At 36.3% G+C, this 18,026-nt stretch carries 19 protein-coding genes; 6 read left to right on the top strand and 13 right to left on the bottom strand.

The annotated features are described in order from the left end of the window. Window positions 1-8 precede the first annotated feature (8 nt). Window positions 9-1,100: a mannose-1-phosphate guanylyltransferase gene (locus EZJ43_RS10555; RefSeq protein WP_133262676.1), complete on the top strand. Its 1,092-nt coding sequence runs from the start codon at window positions 9-11 to the stop codon at window positions 1,098-1,100. A gap of 419 nt (window positions 1,101-1,519) precedes the next feature. Here the strand turns inward: EZJ43_RS10555 and rlmB are convergent, their stop codons facing one another. Further along, window positions 1,520-2,287 (bottom strand): 23S rRNA (guanosine(2251)-2'-O)-methyltransferase RlmB, encoded by a 768-nt coding sequence (gene rlmB, locus EZJ43_RS10550; RefSeq protein WP_133262675.1) that lies wholly within the window; start codon window positions 2,285-2,287, stop codon window positions 1,520-1,522. 198 nt (window positions 2,288-2,485) lie between these two features. Between rlmB and dnaB the strand changes: the two genes are divergently transcribed. Further along, window positions 2,486-4,051: a replicative DNA helicase gene (gene dnaB, locus EZJ43_RS10545; protein WP_133262674.1), complete on the top strand. Its 1,566-nt coding sequence runs from the start codon at window positions 2,486-2,488 to the stop codon at window positions 4,049-4,051. A gap of 143 nt (window positions 4,052-4,194) precedes the next feature. Here dnaB and chrA read toward each other — a convergent pair whose 3' ends face one another. Together chrA and EZJ43_RS10535 are read right to left on the bottom strand one after the other, a co-directional pair. Continuing rightward, window positions 4,195-5,412, bottom strand: coding sequence for a chromate efflux transporter (gene chrA / locus EZJ43_RS10540; protein WP_133262673.1), 1,218 nt, complete (start codon window positions 5,410-5,412; stop codon window positions 4,195-4,197). Window positions 5,413-5,451: 39 nt separating this feature from the next. Further along, the gene (locus tag EZJ43_RS10535; protein WP_133262672.1) at window positions 5,452-5,787 is read right to left on the bottom strand and encodes a tetratricopeptide repeat protein; all 336 of its coding nucleotides are present in this window, start codon (window positions 5,785-5,787) and stop codon (window positions 5,452-5,454) included. A gap of 63 nt (window positions 5,788-5,850) precedes the next feature. Here EZJ43_RS10535 and EZJ43_RS10530 point away from each other — a divergent pair, with 63 nt between their 5' ends. The 4 genes from EZJ43_RS10530 to EZJ43_RS10515 all read left to right on the top strand — a co-directional run bounded on the left by EZJ43_RS10530 (window position 5,851) and on the right by EZJ43_RS10515 (window position 10,125). Continuing rightward, entirely contained in the window at window positions 5,851-6,588 is a 738-nt protein-coding gene (locus EZJ43_RS10530; RefSeq protein ID WP_133262671.1) for an electron transfer flavoprotein subunit beta/FixA family protein, read from the top strand. 70 nt (window positions 6,589-6,658) lie between these two features. Beyond that, window positions 6,659-7,627 carry an electron transfer flavoprotein subunit alpha/FixB family protein gene (locus EZJ43_RS10525; RefSeq protein ID WP_133262670.1) on the top strand — a complete coding sequence of 323 codons (969 nt, stop codon included), beginning with the start codon at window positions 6,659-6,661 and terminating at the stop codon, window positions 7,625-7,627. A gap of 65 nt (window positions 7,628-7,692) precedes the next feature. After that, the gene (locus EZJ43_RS10520) at window positions 7,693-8,307 is read left to right on the top strand and encodes a bifunctional nuclease family protein (protein ID WP_133262669.1); all 615 of its coding nucleotides are present in this window, start codon (window positions 7,693-7,695) and stop codon (window positions 8,305-8,307) included. Window positions 8,308-8,739: 432 nt separating this feature from the next. Then, a complete protein-coding gene (locus EZJ43_RS10515; RefSeq protein ID WP_133262668.1) occupies window positions 8,740-10,125 on the top strand; it encodes a nucleoside permease in 1,386 nt (461 codons plus the stop codon). A 306-nt stretch (window positions 10,126-10,431) separates the two neighbouring features. Here EZJ43_RS10515 and EZJ43_RS10510 read toward each other — a convergent pair whose 3' ends face one another. The 10 genes from EZJ43_RS10510 to EZJ43_RS10465 form a co-directional block, all read right to left on the bottom strand. Further along, the gene (locus EZJ43_RS10510) at window positions 10,432-11,721 is read right to left on the bottom strand and encodes a citrate synthase (protein ID WP_133262667.1); all 1,290 of its coding nucleotides are present in this window, start codon (window positions 11,719-11,721) and stop codon (window positions 10,432-10,434) included. A gap of 118 nt (window positions 11,722-11,839) precedes the next feature. Continuing rightward, window positions 11,840-12,367 carry a DUF3347 domain-containing protein gene (locus EZJ43_RS10505; RefSeq protein ID WP_133262666.1) on the bottom strand — a complete coding sequence of 176 codons (528 nt, stop codon included), beginning with the start codon at window positions 12,365-12,367 and terminating at the stop codon, window positions 11,840-11,842. Window positions 12,368-12,463: 96 nt separating this feature from the next. Beyond that, window positions 12,464-13,003 carry an outer membrane beta-barrel protein gene (locus EZJ43_RS10500; protein ID WP_133262665.1) on the bottom strand — a complete coding sequence of 180 codons (540 nt, stop codon included), beginning with the start codon at window positions 13,001-13,003 and terminating at the stop codon, window positions 12,464-12,466. Window positions 13,004-13,124: 121 nt separating this feature from the next. Next, window positions 13,125-13,508, bottom strand: coding sequence for a DUF3037 domain-containing protein (locus EZJ43_RS10495; protein WP_133262664.1), 384 nt, complete (start codon window positions 13,506-13,508; stop codon window positions 13,125-13,127). After that, window positions 13,486-14,271 carry a HipA family kinase gene (locus EZJ43_RS10490; protein WP_133262663.1) on the bottom strand — a complete coding sequence of 262 codons (786 nt, stop codon included), beginning with the start codon at window positions 14,269-14,271 and terminating at the stop codon, window positions 13,486-13,488. Before EZJ43_RS10490 ends, EZJ43_RS10495 begins: the two co-directional genes overlap by 23 nt. A 124-nt stretch (window positions 14,272-14,395) precedes the next feature. After that, window positions 14,396-15,028 (bottom strand): DNA-3-methyladenine glycosylase, encoded by a 633-nt coding sequence (locus EZJ43_RS10485; protein ID WP_133262662.1) that lies wholly within the window; start codon window positions 15,026-15,028, stop codon window positions 14,396-14,398. 144 nt (window positions 15,029-15,172) lie between these two features. Continuing rightward, on the bottom strand, window positions 15,173-15,766 hold the full coding sequence (locus EZJ43_RS10480) for a vWA domain-containing protein (RefSeq protein ID WP_133262661.1): 594 nt from the start codon (window positions 15,764-15,766) through the stop codon (window positions 15,173-15,175). Between the two features lie 283 nt (window positions 15,767-16,049). After that, window positions 16,050-17,171: a hypothetical protein gene (locus tag EZJ43_RS10475; RefSeq protein ID WP_133262660.1), complete on the bottom strand. Its 1,122-nt coding sequence runs from the start codon at window positions 17,169-17,171 to the stop codon at window positions 16,050-16,052. A gap of 17 nt (window positions 17,172-17,188) precedes the next feature. Beyond that, entirely contained in the window at window positions 17,189-17,797 is a 609-nt protein-coding gene (locus EZJ43_RS10470) for a hypothetical protein (RefSeq protein ID WP_133262659.1), read from the bottom strand. Between the two features lie 17 nt (window positions 17,798-17,814). After that, window positions 17,815-18,015, bottom strand: a complete 201-nt coding sequence (locus tag EZJ43_RS10465; protein ID WP_133262658.1) for a hypothetical protein — start codon at window positions 18,013-18,015, stop codon at window positions 17,815-17,817. Window positions 18,016-18,026 lie beyond the last annotated feature (11 nt).

The following is an 18,026-nucleotide window of genomic DNA, read 5'->3' as shown; positions in this document are numbered from 1 at the left end:
TCTTAAAAATGAATAAAAACTATTACGCATTAATTATGGCCGGTGGTGTTGGAAGCCGATTTTGGCCTGCTAGCCGCACTGATTATCCAAAGCAATTTATCGATTTTTTTGGCGTTGGAAAAACATTAATTCAAAGCACTTACGATAGATTTTTAAAGGTTTGCCCGCCAGAAAATATATTTATCGTTACCAATGAAATTTATACAGACCTTATAAAACAACAATTACCAGATTTGTGTGAAAATCAAATTCTTGGCGAACCTTTACTAAGAAATACGGCACCATGTATTGCTTACGGTTGTTTAAAAATTTCTGAACTTAACCCAGATGCTCAAATTGTGGTGGCGCCATCAGATCATACCATATCTAATTCTGAAGGTTTTTTAAGCGCTATCAATCAAGCACTTAAGGCATCAACAGAAAATAATACGCTAATTACTTTAGGGATAAAACCGAGCAGAGCCGATACAGGTTACGGCTATATTCAATACACCGATCATAACTTAAAATCGGATAAAGATTTGCATAAGGTAAAAACGTTTACCGAAAAACCAAACCTAGAATTGGCAAAATCATTTATTCAAAGTGGCGATTTTTTATGGAACTCGGGAATTTTTATTTGGTCGGCAAAATCTATTCTTTCTTCATTTGAGAAACACCTGCCAGATATGCACGAAATTTTCATTGCTGGAAAAAATGCAATGAACTCTGATCGCGAAAAGTCATTTATCAACAACGCGTATTTACAGTGCACCAATATTTCGATAGATTTTGGAATTATGGAAAAGGCAGATAACGTATATGTGTTGCCTGCAGATTTTGGTTGGTCTGATTTAGGAACGTGGGCTTCTATTTACGATATGGCAGATAAAGATTACGTCGGAAATGTTGTTATCCCATCTGAACATGTTATCATGTACGATTCATCTAATTGCATGGTAAACGTACCAAAAGATAAATTGGTTATTTTACGCGGACTACATGATTTTGTGGTGGTTGAAAATGATAATATTTTGATGATTTGCCCTAGAGATGAAGAACAGAAAGTAAAAGAAGTTGTTGCGGATGTAAAATCCAGATTTGGCACCAAATTTATATAATTTTCTAACCTTGTAAAGTGGGCACAAAATACAGTTTTCAGAAGACAGATATAAAAAATAAAAAGAGGCTATCTCAAAATTCATTTTGATGATTTGTTAGAAGAATAATATTTTGCAAAGTCGTCATTCCCGTGAAGACGGGAATCTTAAAGCGATAGAAAGGCTATGAATTATTGCCTAAAAAGCATTAGGATGCCCAGTCAAGCTGAGCATGACGAAACCGCCAAATTTAATTCTTTTATATTTTCTGAATTTTTAATTTTGAGACAGCTTCTTTTTTGTAAAAATGTTTCACTTTTTTGAAAATACTTCGTTTTCAAAAATTTAGCTTCTATCGCTGAAGAACGAATGCGATAACAAAAACATAGAAATAGGAATTCTAATACAAACGTTCGCTGAGAAAATTTACAACAGGAGAATTATGCATTTCTTTGTCTTACTGCTTCGTATAAAATTACGCCAGCAGAAACTGATACATTTAACGATTCAATTTTGCCAGACATTGGTATTTTTGCTAAATGATCGGCAACGCGCAAAAGATCGTTGGAAATTCCTTCATCTTCCGAACCCATAATAATTGCGGTGGGCAACATATAATCTGGCGCATAAATTAAATCGTTCGTCTTTTCGGTACATGCAACTAATTGTAAGCCACTTTCTTGTAAAAACAAACATATTTTATGCAAATTAGAATGCCTGCAAATTGGAATGTTAAATAATGCGCCAGCAGAAGTTTTAATCGCATCGGCATTAATTTGAGCAGCATTTTTTAACGGAACAACAATTGCATGAACACCCGAACAAGATGCTGTTCTGGCAATGGCGCCCATATTTCTTACATCGGTTATGCTATCTAAAACTAAAATTAAAGGTGTTTCACCACTTTCAAAAATAGCCGGCACTAGGTCTTCGATATTTTGATAGGTAATTGGAGAAATAACTGCAATAACCCCTTGGTGGTTTTTCTGCGACATTCTGTTCAGTTTTTCTACCGGAACAGTGTTTAATGGAATTAACGAGCCGGATAACAGTGCCTTCAATTCTAAAAATAAATCGCCACCTAAACCACGTTGTACATAAATGGTTTCAATATCTCTCCCCGCTTTAATGGCTTCTATAACAGCTCTAATACCAAATACAAACTCATTATTTTCTTTTGCTCTTTGTGGTCTTCTAAAATTATCCATTTTTTATAATTGTTTTGCAAAAGTATTGATTTAAAAGTTTTGCCCCTAATCAATAATTACCTTATTAACATTTAATTGTTGGAAAATAGTGATACGCTAAAATTTTGATAAAATTTCATTTCGTTAAACTTCAATTTGTTAGCAAAGAGCTAATAACTTGTTCCATTAATCGGCAAAAGTTTTACCTACTTTTGTAGTATGAGTATGGATAATGATCAAGGTGGAAAACCGAATATAACAGCACGAAAAGCAAGACTGAGTAATACTGTAAGTTCAATGGGGAAATTACCTCCACAAGCTTTAGATCTTGAAGAAGCTGTTTTAGGCGCGCTAATGCTCGAAAAAGATGCCCTATCAACGGTAATCGATATTTTAAAACCCGAAGTTTTTTACCACGAATCTCATCAAAAAATTTTTGCTGCCATTCATAATCTTTTCGAAAAATCGAAACCAGTCGATATTTTAACCGTTACATCTGAATTGCGCCAAATGGGCACTTTAGAAATTGTTGGTGGTGCTTATTACATTACCAACCTAACTAACCGGGTAGCATCGGCCGCTAATATTGAATACCACGCCCGAATTATTTCTCAAAAATATATTCAGAGAGAGTTAATACGGATTTCTACAGATATTATTACCAGTGCTTACGAAGATACCACTGATATTTTCGACCTTTTAGATCATGCAGAAAAAGGTTTATTCGATATTGCCCAAAATAATTTGCGTAGAGATACCCAAAAAATGGACGATATTATTAAGCAATCTTTAGCTACGCTTGAAGAACTTCGTACCAAAACAGATGGTTTAACGGGTGTTCCAACAGGCTTTACAGGTTTAGACAGAATTACTGGTGGTTGGCAAAAACAAGATTTGGTGATTATTGCAGCCCGTCCGGCGATGGGAAAAACGGCTTTTGTACTAACTTGCGCTCGTAATGCGGCTGTAGATTTTCAAAAACCTACCGTAGTTTTCTCATTAGAGATGTCATCCGTGCAATTGGTAAATCGTTTAATATCCGGCGAAGCCGAAATAGAACAAGAAAAAATTAGAAAAGGAAATTTACAGGAGTGGGAATGGCAACAATTGCACAGCAAAATTGGCAGATTAACAGAAGCTCCGCTCCTAATTGACGATACACCGGCACTAAATATTTTTGAATTTAGAGCAAAATGCCGAAGATTAAAATCTCAATACGATATCCAATTGGTGATTGTAGATTACCTTCAACTCATGCACGGTAAAGGCGAAGGCGGTAAAGGTGGCGGTAACCGTGAACAAGAGATTGGTAGTATTTCGAGAGCATTAAAATCAGTTGCTAAAGAACTCGATGTACCCGTTTTAGCACTTTCCCAATTAAGTCGTGCGGTAGAAAGCAGACCAGGTTTGCAAGGTAAACGCCCAATGCTGTCCGATTTACGTGAATCGGGATCTATTGAGCAAGATGCAGATATGGTGTTATTCTTATACCGACCTGAATATTACGGAATTACGGAAGATGAGCAAGGTAGATCGCAGGCAGGTGTTGGTGAAGTAATTATTGCAAAGCACCGTAACGGCGAAACCGGAATTGTGCCACTTAGGTTTATTGGAAAGTTTGTTAAATTTACTGATCTTGAAGAGGATTTTAGCGCTCCAACTTCTTTTTCAATGGATAGTCCTTCATCCGGAATGTATCCTTCTCAAGATTTTGAAAAACAAAGTAATGTGATTATTCGCCCTTCGAAAATGGATGATTATAATGATGACGAACCGCCTTTTTAAAAAATGAAATAAAAATATTTGCTCAAGGATTGTGATGATGTTAATGCAATTTTAATACATCAATTAAGATTATTATTAACTTGATATAAATACCACAAAGTACTATTTTTGAATATTTTATGGATGTTTATTAAACAAATTAATTAGAACAAATAACCAATCAATATCCCGATTAGCACAATAATTGGTGGACTAATTTTTGTAAAATTTAGTGTTAAAAACGTGGCAATCATAATTAAAATGAAAAGCCAATTTATACCTATCGGGATGAGTAAAAGGATAAACGCTGCAATTATAAAACCAACGCTTACCGCATTAATGCCAGCTAAACTATAGCGAATTCGAGAGATTTTTTTCAAGTCATCCCAGAATGGAACAATAAATAATACCAAAATTAAGCCGGGTAAATTGATACCAACTACGCCAATTACTCCACCTAATATTTGCCCCCAAACACCATAGCCAAAATTCTTCATACTTAAAGCACCCAAATAACTGCTAAAAGAGAAAGTCGGGCCAGGTAATGCCTGTTGCAGTGCAAAGCCTGATAAGAAACCCGGCGCCGCCAAATAATGCTTCATTTGTACAAACTCGGTAAACATTAATGGCACGAGCACTTGTCCGCCACCAAAAACTAGAATTCCATTTCGATAAAAATTTTCCAACAAGCGGATTGGCAAACTAAAAGGAGATGTTCTGTTGATGATTGCCCCCACCAATGCGAACAACAGTAAGGCGCCCAAAAAATAAATTAATTTGCGTGGATTGATGTTTGAGAACAGTTTTACGCGCAAATCTGATTCTTCTGTTGGTGTAGCCAAGGCCGAAGAAATCATCCCTCCTATTAAAATAGCCAAAGGAAACACATAGGCGTTTTTTAAAACTAAAGTGGCAATAATGGAACCTACTGCTAAAAATATTGAAATTTGATTGGTAAGTACTTTTTTACCTAATTTAAATGCACCATAACCAACAATGCCCAAAGCAATAGGTTGTATATAATGAAGAATATCGATAAATTTCTGTTTCTGATCCAACATGGCATAACTTATGGCAGCAAAAGTCATTACCGAAGCTGTGGGAATAATCCAGATTAGGAACGTTATGATTGCAAGTTTTAGTTTTCCAACTTTCCAAGCAATACCCACTAAAGTTTGCGTAGATGCAGGGCCAGGCAATACCTGTGCTAAAGCATTAAGCTCCAACAGTTCTTCTTCAGAAATAAATTTAGTATTGTGCACAAAATACTTTAAAAGCAAAGCCAAATGCGCTTGTGCACCACCAAAAGAAGTAAAGGTAAACAATACAACTTTTTTAATAAATAGCCATTGTTTTTTTGCTGAGATAGGTTTTGTTTGCATTTATAATCTAAAAATAAGAGACATCAAAGGGATTTTGGTTTAATCATCTTCATAATCTAGGCCAGAAGCCGAATTAAAGGCACCTTGTAATTCTGAGAAAGCATGCATATCTCTTTTGTTTCTAGCCACTTCCATTCCTTTTGTAAACACTTCAATAGCCTTCTCTTTTTGACTGTCTTTTTCATATAATTTACCCAAATGATAGTATGTTCCCACATAATCGGGATGTTTCTCGGTTAATTCTAGGTAAAAAGAATATGCTTTTTCTTTATCATTTATAGCGTTATACTCTGTGGCTAAGGCATATAGTATAAATGGATCGTTTGGGGTATCTACTAAAAACGATAATAACTTGCTTAATCGGGTTGATGACATTTTATTTACTTGCTTTTTTAATTAAATTTGCACGAAGACCTTATATATTAAACCTAATAAATTATGAAAATATTAGTTTGTATCAGTAACGTGCCAGACACAACTACAAAAATAACTTTTACCAACGATAATACCGAATTCAATACAGCGGGTGTGCAATATATTGTTAATCCTTATGATGAAATTGCATTATCTAAAGCCATCGAACTTACCGAAGGTGGCAAAGGAACGGTTTCTGTTATTAATGTTGGCGAAGCAAGCAACGATCCAACCATTAGAAAAGCATTAGCGATTGGTGCAGATGATGCGGTTAGGGTAAATGCTTCTCCACGAGATGCTTATTTTGTGGCTAAACAAATTGCGGAGTATGCTAAAGATAAAGATTATGACCTCATTTTAACTGGTAGAGAATCTATCGATTATAATGGTAACCAAGTGGCTGCCATGATTGGCGAATTTTTAGATATTCCATCTATATCAATTATTAAAAAACTAGCTATTGATGGTGATACCGCAACATTAGAACGAGAAATTGAGGGTGGAAAGGAAATTGTAACCGTTAAAGGAAAATTTATTGCAAGTTGTGCTGAAGGCGTAGCCGAAGCGAAAATTCCGAATATGCGTGGCATTATGAGCGCAAGAAGCAAGCCTTTAACCGTTGTTGATGCGGTGGCTGTAGAAGAAGTGGCAAAAATAGTGAAGTATGAAACACCGGCACCACGCGGAACGGTAAAGCTTATTCCTGCAGATCAAGCAACTGAATTAATTAATTTATTGCACACCGAAGCGAAGGTTATATAAGCCAATAAATCCCCTAAAGGGGACTTTTATAAATGTTAAATTTTACTAAAATCCTATAAGGAATAAAGATATGTCAGTATTAGTATATGTAGAACAAGCAGAAGGTAAATTTAAGAAATCGGTTTTCGAAGCTGTTTCTTATGCCAAAGCAATTGCCGATCAACAATCAACCACTTTAACTGCAATTTCAATTGGTAACGTTGCCGAAAGTGAATTGAAAGAATTGGGCAAATACGGTGCATCAAAAGTATTAAACGTAAATGCTGAGCAGTTGGTCAGTTTTGTTAACCAAGCTTACGCAAGCGTTATCGCAGATGCGGCAGAAAAAGAAGGAGCTGATATTATCGTGTTATCCAACTCTTTCTCTGGCAAGGGATTAGCACCACGAATTGCAGTAAAACTTAAGGCAGGATTGATAGATGGTGCGGTAGAATTACCATCTACCGATGGGAAATTCGCTGTTAAGAAAACAGCTTTCTCCGGAAAAGCCTTTGCCATAACCGAACTAACATCAACCAATAAAGTAATTGCCTTAAACCCAAATGCTTTTGGAGTTAAAGAAAACGCTGTTGATGCAACAATAGAAAACTTTAGTGCAGCTATAAAACAATCAGACTTAGCAACAGTTATTAAGGAAATTGTTCGTGCAACGGATAAAGTTTCTTTGCCCGATGCAGAGCTTGTTGTTTCAGCAGGTAGAGGTTTAAAAGGACCCGAAAATTGGGGAATGATCGAGGAATTAGCTAATTTGCTTGGCGCTGCTACCGCTTGTTCTAAACCAGTAAGTGATGCGGATTGGAGACCACATTCTGAACACGTTGGCCAAACAGGCATATCAATTAGTCCTAATTTATATATTGCAATCGGTATTTCGGGCGCCATACAGCATTTAGCTGGTGTAAGTTCATCGAAAGTTATTGTTGTGATTAACAAAGATCCTGAAGCACCATTTTTTAAAGTGGCTGATTACGGAATTGTTGGCGATGCATTTGAAATTGTACCAAAATTAATTGAAGCTTTAAAAGCACATAAAGCATAAAATAATTTGTTAAATTATGCCTGTTGCTTTCTTTTGCGATGGGCTAGTTTAACAGTTCTAAATATATGAAGAAAGTTAAATTAGATATAGTAGGTTTATCTTACAGTCAAACCCAATCTGGCGCCTATGCACTTGTTTTAGGCGAAGTTAATGGCCGAAGAAGGTTGCCTATTATAATTGGTGCTTTTGAAGCGCAAGCCATTGCTATAGAAATTGAAAAAATGACACCAAGTAGGCCACTAACTCACGATTTGTTTAAATCGATGGCCGAAACCTTTCACATTACTATTAATGAAATTATCATTTACAATTTAGTTGATGGTGTATTTTACGCAAAGCTGATTTGCAGTGATGGAAACGCCGTACACGAAATTGATGCGCGTACTTCGGATGCCATTGCACTCGCTGTACGTTTCAAATCGTTAATTTATACTTACGAGTTCATTTTATCTACTGCTGGTATTGTGATTGAAGGAAATGATCTATTATTTTTAGAAAATCTAGATAGTATTGCCAAAGAGCCAGATGCAGATAGCTTACCAACAGCATCTAAAAGTCAGGGATTTGTGGATTTAAGTACAGAAGATTTACAACAAAAACTGCAAGAGGCAATTGCAGAAGAAGCTTATGAAAAAGCAGCTAGATTAAGGGATGAATTAAACCGTAGAAATAAAGCTTAAAATCAGTAGGTTATCTTTTAAATTTTGATTAAAAAGTAATTTTTCGTTCATATTAAAATAATTGAAAGACGTGGTTTGATAATCACTTTTTAGATCTAATTCGCAACATAATATCTTGTAAAATCGTCATGCCCGCTTGCCTGCTGCAAGCGGGAATCTTACTACTATTGCATAGCCAAAATAGCTACCTACTAAAGCATTAGCATGCCCTTCCGATAGCTATCGAAACGAGCTGACCATGACGATAACGCCAAATTTAATTCCCTTATATTTTATCGACTTGTTATTTTGAGACCAGCCTCTTTTTGATCTTAAATCTTTTAGCTGTAAATGTTACATAACAAATTGAACTATTTTAATGCAAATTCTATATTTTACTTCGAAATAGTTCTATATTCAACCTTTGCTTTAATAAACTAAATATAATATTATATGAACGTTAAGTTTCGCTTAACTGTAATGAGCTTTATGCAATTTTTTGTGTGGGGCGCTTGGCTAATTACTATTGCCAATTATTGGTTCGGTACCAAACAATGGGATGGAACTCAATTCGGTGCAATTTTCGCAACCATGGGTTTCGCATCATTATTTATGCCAACCATAACCGGAATTATTGCCGATAAATGGGTTAACGCTGAAATATTGTATGGTATATTACATATTTTATATGCCGGTGTTTTATTTTACCTTCCACAAGTTTCTAGTCCGAGCGAATTTTTTTGGATTATTTTGTTGGCGATGTGTTTTTACATGCCCACAATATCCTTAAGCAATTCTATATCTTACACCACATTAAAATCTGGCAATTTAGATGTAGTTAAAGACTTTCCTCCTATTCGTGTTTGGGGTACAGTTGGTTTTATAGCCGCCATGTGGATTACCAACCTAACGGGAAATAAAGCCAGCGCAAATCAATTTTATATTGCAGGTATAGCGGCCTTGTTATTAGGGATTTATTCTTTTACGCTACCGAAATGTAAACCAACGAAGTTAATTTCAGAAAAGGCATCCATGATGGAAACTTTAGGTTTGGAAGCCTTTAAGCTTTTTGCCAATTACAAAATGGCTTTATTTTTTGTTTTTTCGATGTTTTTAGGCGGTGCTTTGCAATTAACAAATGCTTACGGAGATGTATTTTTAGATGAATTTAAAAATTTTCCGAAATATGCTGATTCTTTTGTAGTGCGTTATTCTACAATTATCATGTCGATATCGCAGGTATCCGAAACGTTATTTATTTTAGCGATACCATTTTTCCTCAAACGTTTCGGCATTAAGCGGGTGATGATTATAGCAATGCTTGCATGGGTATTCCGTTTCGGTTTCTTTGCTTACGGCAACCCATCAGAAAATCTATGGATGATTATTTTATCGTGTGTGGTTTATGGAATGGCATTCGATTTCTTTAATATCTCTGGTTCTTTATTCGTAGAAACCTCAACTACAGCTAAAACACGTTCATCTGCCCAAGGGATGTTTATGATGATGACCAACGGATTTGGCGCTGTTTTTGGTAGTTTGGTTTCTGGATGGTTGATCGATAAATATTTCACCAAAACATTTACCAATACCCAATCCATCTCAGAATTTGTGGGTTCGGTGCCTACAAATAGCCATTTACTCACGTTTATTAAAAGCCAAGGTGTTAGTATTTTAAATAACGGCGTGTTTGATAAAGCTATTCACATGAAAGACTGGCATAGCATCTGGCTGTCTTTTACAGCTTATGCACTGGTAATTACAATTCTTTTTGCGTTATTATTTAAACACAAACATACACAAGCAGAAGAAAAAGCGATTGAGGCAATTAATCATTAAAGCATTTAGTGGATTTGGGATAATTCCTTCTGCATTATGATTCCCACTTGCCTGCCTGCCGGCAGGCAAGTGGGAATGACGAGCGTTTTATAGAGTTAATCGTCATTCTCTACTCGATAGGGAATCTTAAAAAGAGCATAGGTTTCTTTTTTGCATTAGCATTCATACCTGCGCCTGCCTGCCGGCAGGCAAGTGGGAAATACGAAGAGCTTAAAAACTTATAAAACCGATAAACAAAAAATGCCCTTAACATTTCGCTAAGGGCATTTTAATTTATGAAATTAATTATTTGCTATTTCCTCTTCACTAACTCCTATCCCCAATTTCCACAAATTCTCTATCGGTTTCGCCAACGTAAATTTGACGCGGACGGCCAATCGGTTCTTTGTTTTCGTGCATTTCTTTCCATTGTGCAATCCATCCTGGTAAGCGCCCCAAAGCAAATAATACCGTAAACATTTCAGATGGGAAGCCTAAAGCACGGTAAATAATACCCGAATAAAAATCGACGTTAGGGTATAATTTGCGATCGATGAAATATTGATCGGTTAAAGCAGCCGCTTCTAATTTTTTAGCAATATCCAAAATTGGATCATCGATACCTAAATTCTCTAAAATATCATCGCAAGCTTTCTTAATAATTTTAGCTCTTGGATCAAAGTTTTTATAAACACGGTGACCAAAACCCATCATACGGAAAGGATCATTTTTATCTTTTGCTTTATTTATCCACTTATCCGTATCGCCACCATCTGCTTTAATTAATTCGAGCATATCAATAACGGCCTGGTTCGCACCACCATGCAGTGGACCCCATAAAGCAGCAATTCCCGCAGCAACCGAGGCATACAAATTACAGTCAGATGAGCCCACAATACGAACGGTTGAAGCCGAGCAATTTTGTTCGTGATCTGCATGTAGAATAAGCAACTGATTCATTGCATTAACCACAATTGGATTTACGGTATAATCTTCGGTACGCTGACCAAATGTCATCCAAAGGAAATTAGTGACATAATCATATTTATTTTTAGGATAAATAAGCGGATGACCTAATGATTTTTTATAAATAAATGCTACGATAGTAGGCAACTTAGCCAATAATTTTATTATCGTTTGATTTTGTTCTTCAGCAGTTTGGTTTGGCTTTAAACAATCTGGATAGAAGGTTGATAAAGAAAAGATTAACGAACCTAACTGTCCCATTGGATGAGAACGGGAAGGGTAACCATCGAAGAATTTTTTCATATCCTCGTGAATCAGCGTATGCTTACTAATTTCTCCCTGAAAATCATCAAGCTGTGCTTGCGTAGGCAATTCGCCGTAAATAACTAAGTAAGAAACCTCTAAAAAACTAGATTTTTCTGCAAGTTGCTCAATAGAATAACCTCTATATTTTAATATTCCTTTTTCACCATCTAAAAACGTGATTTTACTTTTAGTAGAACCCGTATTTTTAAAACCTGTATCCAATGTTACGTAACCGGTTAAATCTCTTAGCTTCGAAATATCGATCGCCTTTTCATTTTCGGTTCCTGTAATTATTGGTAGTTCTATTGTATTACCATCAAGCTTAATCTCTGCAATATCCGACATATTATTCCTTTGTATTTCTAATGTTCTAAATTATATAAAATTAGTATACATGCATAGTAAATTCGATAAATAAATATCAATAAAACGTCAAATACACGTAACGATAATAACTACTTTTCTATTTTGATTTGATTTCTTCGGTAACCGAACCACAGTTTAACATTTCATCACCGTAGTAAGGGTTTTGAATATCTTTATTTGATGATAACCAATCGCCACCATCGCCTTTATTGGCCATTGGGCAATGTTGCACATAAATTGTTCCTTTCGCCACATCGGCATGTTTAAACAACGCAACTAAATCGGAGCTGATTGCCGTAAAATCCTTTCGTTGCGCCTTCAAGCTATGCGCAACAGAAAGCATTTTGGCTGTTGCTACCGTAGATTCGCAACCTTCAAAACCAGCCAAATTTTGGCTCAATGCCAATGCTTTTTCGCTTACCGAAGTTGAATCAGATTTTACTAATTCATCTTTGAGCGCAATATACGAACTGTAAATAGCGGCTAATTTACTATCCTTTAACACTACTGCATTATTGTTTACTGCATCCTTATTAGTAGAATCTTTTTGTGAGACGGACTTTTTTTCAGCCTGATTGCAGGAAAGCAAACCCACCAAAATTAAAATTGCGAACAGTGATTTCATAATAATTAGTTTAAGGCTTAAAATAGTAAAATTTTGGGGTAAAACAAAAAAAGTCCCGATTTTCATCGAGACTTTTTAATAATTTATATTGGGTAATTACAATTTGAAGTTGTAACCTAAACGTACTGCAAATTGACCAGTTTTCTTGAAATAAGTTGGAGAAGAACTGTTATTAGTGTAACCTTCGTAACGTACACCTAAATCAATTCCGTTTTTCCATTCGTAACCAACACCACCTGCATAAATTAAATTAGTTTTTGAACCATCTTTAATTGCGAAACCAGCACCAATTTGAGGAGCGATGTACATTCTTCCGATAGGGAAAACTCTAACACCACCTAAAACAGGAATGAAAGAAACATCAGTAAAACCAGTTTTAGCCATTAATTTTGTGTAACCACCAGAAGCTGTAACTGCAACGTAAGGCGTTAAATCCCATTGTAATTTCAAATCAGCACCATAACCGTAATCAAGTTGAGAAGGCTTTTGGAAAGTACCAATGCTAGCACCTACACCGATTTTGAAACCCATTCCACTTTCCATCATTGGCGTAGTAGTTTGTGCGTTAGAATTTGTTGCGGCGAACAGTAAAACTGTAGTTGCAACCGAAGCCATAATTTTTGTAATTGTTTTCATGTTTATGTATTTAAAATTTAAAATTCATGGCTTTAAGACATTTAAAGTGTTAAAAAGTTCTAAAAAGAAACAATTTAAGTGTAAAAGTGCATTAAAACCAAACCTAAGCCTGTAACAACAATTATAGTGCCAATTCGGTGTGCAAACGCATTAACATTGTGTTTGCATCTTTACAAAAACCTGGATGTACTTTTGAACACTGCAAAACCGTACTTCGCGTTGCAGTTAACCACCTAAACCTCGAAGCCATATCTAAAATCGCAATGGATCCGGCAGATTTGTCACCTGCTGAAATACGTTGTATCGAGTATAAATTTTGTGCTAATGCTTGTAAATCTAGTTCGGGTGCAAAAAATTTGAATTTATCTTCGTTTATCACAAACATCATCCGTAAAAAATTTTGTTTTGCACAGTAGAGAATCACGCCAACATTTAAAAATTCTTCACGCTCCACCCTAGGCATAACGCGAATTACTGCGTACTCAAATAAGTAATGATCTTGCATCAATTGCCTCTTTTATAAATAAATTAGAATGTGCCAACCGGATTGTAAGAAATTCCATGTAAGCCGCCCTGTAAGCTTGTGTTGTCGGAAACAAATCTTCGTTACCTAACCATTCATCAGGTATTAAATTAACTATTTCTGCTATAATATCTTCGTTTATTAGCGCCTTAAATTCTGTGTCAACGATTTCTAACATCGATGCATGAGGCAATAAAACATGATCTTTTATCAAAGAGAAAGGACGTTTTGCTTGCGCTTGCCAATTTTGCCATGAATGGTGAAAATATAAAGAAGCACCATGATCGATTAACCAAAGCTCTTTATGCCAAATTAACATGTTTGTATTTCTACAAGTTCGATCCATATTGGTTAAAAAGCAATCTAACCAAACAATTTGCGATGCCAAATGCGCATCCACCGTTGTTACCGCAGGATCAAAAGTGATGGCACCCGATAAATAATGCAATGCGAGATTTAAACCTACGCTCGCTTTCAACAAATCCTGAATCTCTTCATCGGGTTCCGTTCTGCCAAAAGCTTCATCAAGATTGGCAAAAACCAATTCGGGCATACGAAAACCTAAATGGCGGGCAAGTGTTCCACCTATCAATTCTGCTATTAAAGCATTTGGGCCCTGCCCCGCGCCCCTAAATTTTAAAACATACAGAAAGTTATCATCCGCTTCGGCAATTGCCGGCATAGAACCACCTTCTCTAAGCGGCGTAACATATCTTGTTACATTAACTGTTCTTAATTGCATCATAAAGTGTTTCAAATTTAGCAGAAATTGTTAAGGATATTTTAAAAAACTGTATCGAGGTATTTCAAAATCAAAAAACCGAAGAATTTTAAAAGCACTTACCTTAGGTTATAAATTTGCTCCTCGCCTATTTTCTACTCACAAATTCATTCCCTTTAATGTAAAATCGGTAGGGCAAATCAACTCCTTTTGTTAAGCCAATGCGAGTGGTGGTAATTATTTCGAAATTTTTTAACCTCGATTTACGGATAAAAATAGCACTATTAATGAGTGATGCACCATTATGATTAGCTTTAGTGATGCCCATTGCGGTTGTTAATTTTGCTGGGCCGTTGGTGAGGTTTTGTAAACCATTTGCAGTATTGGAACCAATCACGTTATTGCGGAAGCGGGCAAAACCAGTTTTGAAAGCCTCATTTCTGCGGGTCGTCATTAACTCAATGTGTTCTTTCGGCGCTAACGCTCGAATCAGCACGGCCTCCCCAACACCTTCCTTGCCACTAACCACATTGATACAATTGTAATGGTTATAAATTTGATAGACATATAAATTTCCAGCTGGACCAAACATCACAGCATTTCGAGGAGTTTGCTTTCGGTAAGCGTGGCAAGCTGGATCATCAATTAAATAGGCTTCTGTTTCTACAATAATACCGGAGGTTATGCCTGCTGCAGTTTCATGTACGAGTTCACAACCTAGTAAAAGTTTAGCCAAGGTTAAAGTATCGTGATTGTAGAATTCTTGATCGAGTTTGCGCATGGGATAAGAACAAGTAAAGGGGCAAAAGTGTTTAAAGCATCATGCCAACCCCTCTCGGAACAAGAGGGGCTTTTGTATTTTTAGGGTTACGGCATTGATGCAATTTAAAACAATTTCTTAAGCAAAACATTTCAATTGATTAGATTAGTAATTCTCCTTTCTAAAAGCAGAAGCCTTTTCCGACATGGTATTAATCATGCCATCTACTCCATTTTTATTAAACTCCCAATTATTTGCCTTATCTCTAGCAACACCTATATTTTCTGCTTCTGCGAAAGAATTGATGTTCGCCCCAAAAAATTCAAATTCCCATTTGTTGTTTGTGGTTAATTTCGAAATCAGATCTTGAACGAAAGCTTTCGAATAATGTTTACTGGCATTTTCCAATCCGTCGGTGATAATGAATACCATCATTTTATTAGGTCTCAATTCTGCAGGGAGGGTAAAGATGGTTTCCATTGCCTTTTTAAGCGTGATACCCAATGCATCGTATAATGCAGTGTAGCCGTTGGGTTGATAATCATTCGGTTGCAAAGTTGCCACTTGTTTAATCGGTCTGCGGACAATCGTAGGACTTAATTCTTGATTGAACTGAACCAGTGAAAAGTTGCAGGCAGATTCTTCCGCTTGCTGACTTTTAATGAAGTTGTTTAAACCACTAATGGTTTCATTTTTAAGGGCATCCATCGAACCAGATTTGTCGATGATGCAGATGATTTCTGTAATTGAATTTTCCATGTCTTTTTTATTTTATAAGTCAAAAGTCAGGAAAACAGGGTCTATAATTGAATCTCTACAAGCTTGTAGTGTGTGAATGATAATGCTGGTTGATTTTAAAAACTCGAATGACATCCATGTTCGTCCATTCGTTGTCCCGATGCATCGGGATCAGGGTCTTTATAGCGAGAAAGATGCTGATCCCGATGTAAAATCGGGACAGCATGACGGCATTCCAAAGTCATAATGAACCTGGAATAACTTTGAGAATCAACTCTACAACTCAGGTTACATAACCTTTTATTTAAGCGTAGGTAAGACTTCGGTCCTCTGGTAAAACAACCAAATGGCGATCGACATTTATTTTAAACACTTCGCCAGATTCTCCACCAATCTTATACTGTTGAGCCAGATTTTCACCAAGCAATGCTTTTATTTTATTATTTAGTGATGATTTTTTCTCACTAAAAGATGATCCAATTGGATTGATTAAATCAGCAATTCGGGTATTGATTTGCGCATTCGTATCTGCATTAGAAAATTTGCGATACCAATACAAAAGTTCTGCTTTGTGGTCGCTCAACTCATTTAAACGGACACCTTCTAAGTGATTTAAATAAAATGCATAAAGCACTTTTTGCAAAGGAAAAAGTTTCAATTCCAAATTACCATATCCCGTAAAATAGAATTTGTTGTTATCTGTTAACTTAATTTCACTCAATTGTCGCGGGCGCCGAGAGCCTTCTCTAAACAATAATTGCGATCTAATCCCTTCAATAATACCAATGCATTGATCTAAAACTCGATCATCAATACCCTGCTCGTTTAAACGCTCCACGCAAACTGGACAAACATCTGCTGTGCGTAATTTGATGGATATTTCCGATTTGTTCATGCATAAATCATTGATGCAGCCAATGGTCTGTTTATGGAAATAAGGATTGGGCAACGTCAATTTGGGACACATGATGGTACGCAGTACATTTGCTACTACCTCATAAGCAATTGGATAGGTACTGGGCGACTTCGTGAAATACTCCCAATCTGCGCAATCAATAAAGGCATTATTTTTACCATCGAACATGCTGAACCAATTGGCCAAATTCCGCTGTTCTGTTAACAGCATCACAAAATCTGAAGTGCCAACGGCATTATTTCTCCGATAATTCGAACAGCGTTTAAAGAAAGCACGCCAGTCCTCCGGCAATTCATTTACCGTGCTTAAGCGATGTTCAAAACATTCAAGTACTAGCTCGTTATTCCCATCCCAATTCAAAGCGGCATTTTGAGCATCTTCATCATCTGTGGGTACGCGATCAATCGGCGATAAAAATTTCATCGGACCAGTAAAGCTTCGCAACAGTTCTAAAACTTGCTTGTAGTTTCCGAGTGGATATTCGGTGGTTTTAATGAGGTGGATGTTCATTGACTTCGTGCGTAAGTTTAGATAGGTGTTTTTTGCTGGCCATAAGCTTTTTCTATCTCCATTTTTAAATCTTTATAAGCGACTGGCTCAACTAATTTCTTTAATGAATTTAGGGTTATCGAATGTTGACTTCGAGTATAATTATCTAAACGGATGGTTGGCAAAACATAAAAATCCCATTGTTCCATTTTTAACGGATCGATGGTATTTTGGTCTTGATGCTTTAAATGGCAAAGCACATAAACATCAGCGTGTCTTTGTGGCGCTCCATTGCGCATATTGTTAATCGCATCCCAAAATCTCGCCTTCTTGATAGAAAACGAGATTTTAGAAAATGCTTTTTGATTCCAACTTTGTATATATGCTGCCGACTTCACTTCAATTTTAATTCCGCTGGGCGAAGTAATATCATAGGCATCCCATTCATCACGTAAATCTAGCGGATTAATACCCACAGCCGTGCCAACAATAAACTCTGCAAATCGACCACGTGTGGCGTTACTTAAAATATCAGAAACGCTCCAACGCCAAAAATCTAACAAGCTATAATTGGTTTGGTCGCCATCATTGCTGATGCACTCCGCTCCTGTTTTTGGAGTGGCTTTTATTTGTTTTAGAGATTCCAAAGTTGGTTAGTTAAAAATTAGAGATTCTTTACCATTTCATCAAATTTAGTCCAATTGATTTTGATCGGTTTCTTTGCATTAGTTGGATAATAATCCAAACCACCTTTAGAAATACGTATTTCACCGAATTTTCCCTCATCTTGAAAAATTTCGAAAATAACATCTATTTTGCCAAGTTCTCTCCTTGGTAGATCAACGAATACATTGTGTTTAGGCATCTTTATTTGGT

It is taken from the genome of Pedobacter changchengzhani, assembly GCF_004354365.1.
Lineage (GTDB): Bacteria > Bacteroidota > Bacteroidia > Sphingobacteriales > Sphingobacteriaceae > Pedobacter > Pedobacter changchengzhani.
Note: the sequence above shows the minus strand (reverse complement) of the source record. Positions and strands in the feature narration are given on the sequence as shown.

What these genes read in the sequence shown, in the direction of transcription:
- EZJ43_RS10500 (WP_133262665.1), bottom strand. Translation starts at nt 13,003, where the DNA reads ATGAAAACAATTACAAAAATTATGGCTTCGGTTGCAACTACAGTTTTA.
- EZJ43_RS10480 (WP_133262661.1), bottom strand. Translation starts at nt 15,766, where the DNA reads ATGGAAAATTCAATTACAGAAATCATCTGCATCATCGACAAATCTGGT.
- EZJ43_RS10525 (WP_133262670.1), top strand. Translation starts at nt 6,659, where the DNA reads ATGTCAGTATTAGTATATGTAGAACAAGCAGAAGGTAAATTTAAGAAA.
- EZJ43_RS10515 (WP_133262668.1), top strand. Translation starts at nt 8,740, where the DNA reads ATGAACGTTAAGTTTCGCTTAACTGTAATGAGCTTTATGCAATTTTTT.
- EZJ43_RS10535 (WP_133262672.1), bottom strand. Translation starts at nt 5,787, where the DNA reads ATGTCATCAACCCGATTAAGCAAGTTATTATCGTTTTTAGTAGATACC.
- dnaB (WP_133262674.1), top strand. Translation starts at nt 2,486, where the DNA reads ATGAGTATGGATAATGATCAAGGTGGAAAACCGAATATAACAGCACGA.
- EZJ43_RS10510 (WP_133262667.1), bottom strand. Translation starts at nt 11,721, where the DNA reads ATGTCGGATATTGCAGAGATTAAGCTTGATGGTAATACAATAGAACTA.
- EZJ43_RS10530 (WP_133262671.1), top strand. Translation starts at nt 5,851, where the DNA reads ATGAAAATATTAGTTTGTATCAGTAACGTGCCAGACACAACTACAAAA.
- EZJ43_RS10485 (WP_133262662.1), bottom strand. Translation starts at nt 15,028, where the DNA reads ATGCGCAAACTCGATCAAGAATTCTACAATCACGATACTTTAACCTTG.
- rlmB (WP_133262675.1), bottom strand. Translation starts at nt 2,287, where the DNA reads ATGGATAATTTTAGAAGACCACAAAGAGCAAAAGAAAATAATGAGTTT.
- EZJ43_RS10465 (WP_133262658.1), bottom strand. Translation starts at nt 18,015, where the DNA reads ATGCCTAAACACAATGTATTCGTTGATCTACCAAGGAGAGAACTTGGC.
- EZJ43_RS10520 (WP_133262669.1), top strand. Translation starts at nt 7,693, where the DNA reads ATGAAGAAAGTTAAATTAGATATAGTAGGTTTATCTTACAGTCAAACC.
- EZJ43_RS10505 (WP_133262666.1), bottom strand. Translation starts at nt 12,367, where the DNA reads ATGAAATCACTGTTCGCAATTTTAATTTTGGTGGGTTTGCTTTCCTGC.
- EZJ43_RS10495 (WP_133262664.1), bottom strand. Translation starts at nt 13,508, where the DNA reads ATGCAAGATCATTACTTATTTGAGTACGCAGTAATTCGCGTTATGCCT.
- chrA (WP_133262673.1), bottom strand. Translation starts at nt 5,412, where the DNA reads ATGCAAACAAAACCTATCTCAGCAAAAAAACAATGGCTATTTATTAAA.
- EZJ43_RS10490 (WP_133262663.1), bottom strand. Translation starts at nt 14,271, where the DNA reads ATGATGCAATTAAGAACAGTTAATGTAACAAGATATGTTACGCCGCTT.
- EZJ43_RS10475 (WP_133262660.1), bottom strand. Translation starts at nt 17,171, where the DNA reads ATGAACATCCACCTCATTAAAACCACCGAATATCCACTCGGAAACTAC.
- EZJ43_RS10555 (WP_133262676.1), top strand. Translation starts at nt 9, where the DNA reads ATGAATAAAAACTATTACGCATTAATTATGGCCGGTGGTGTTGGAAGC.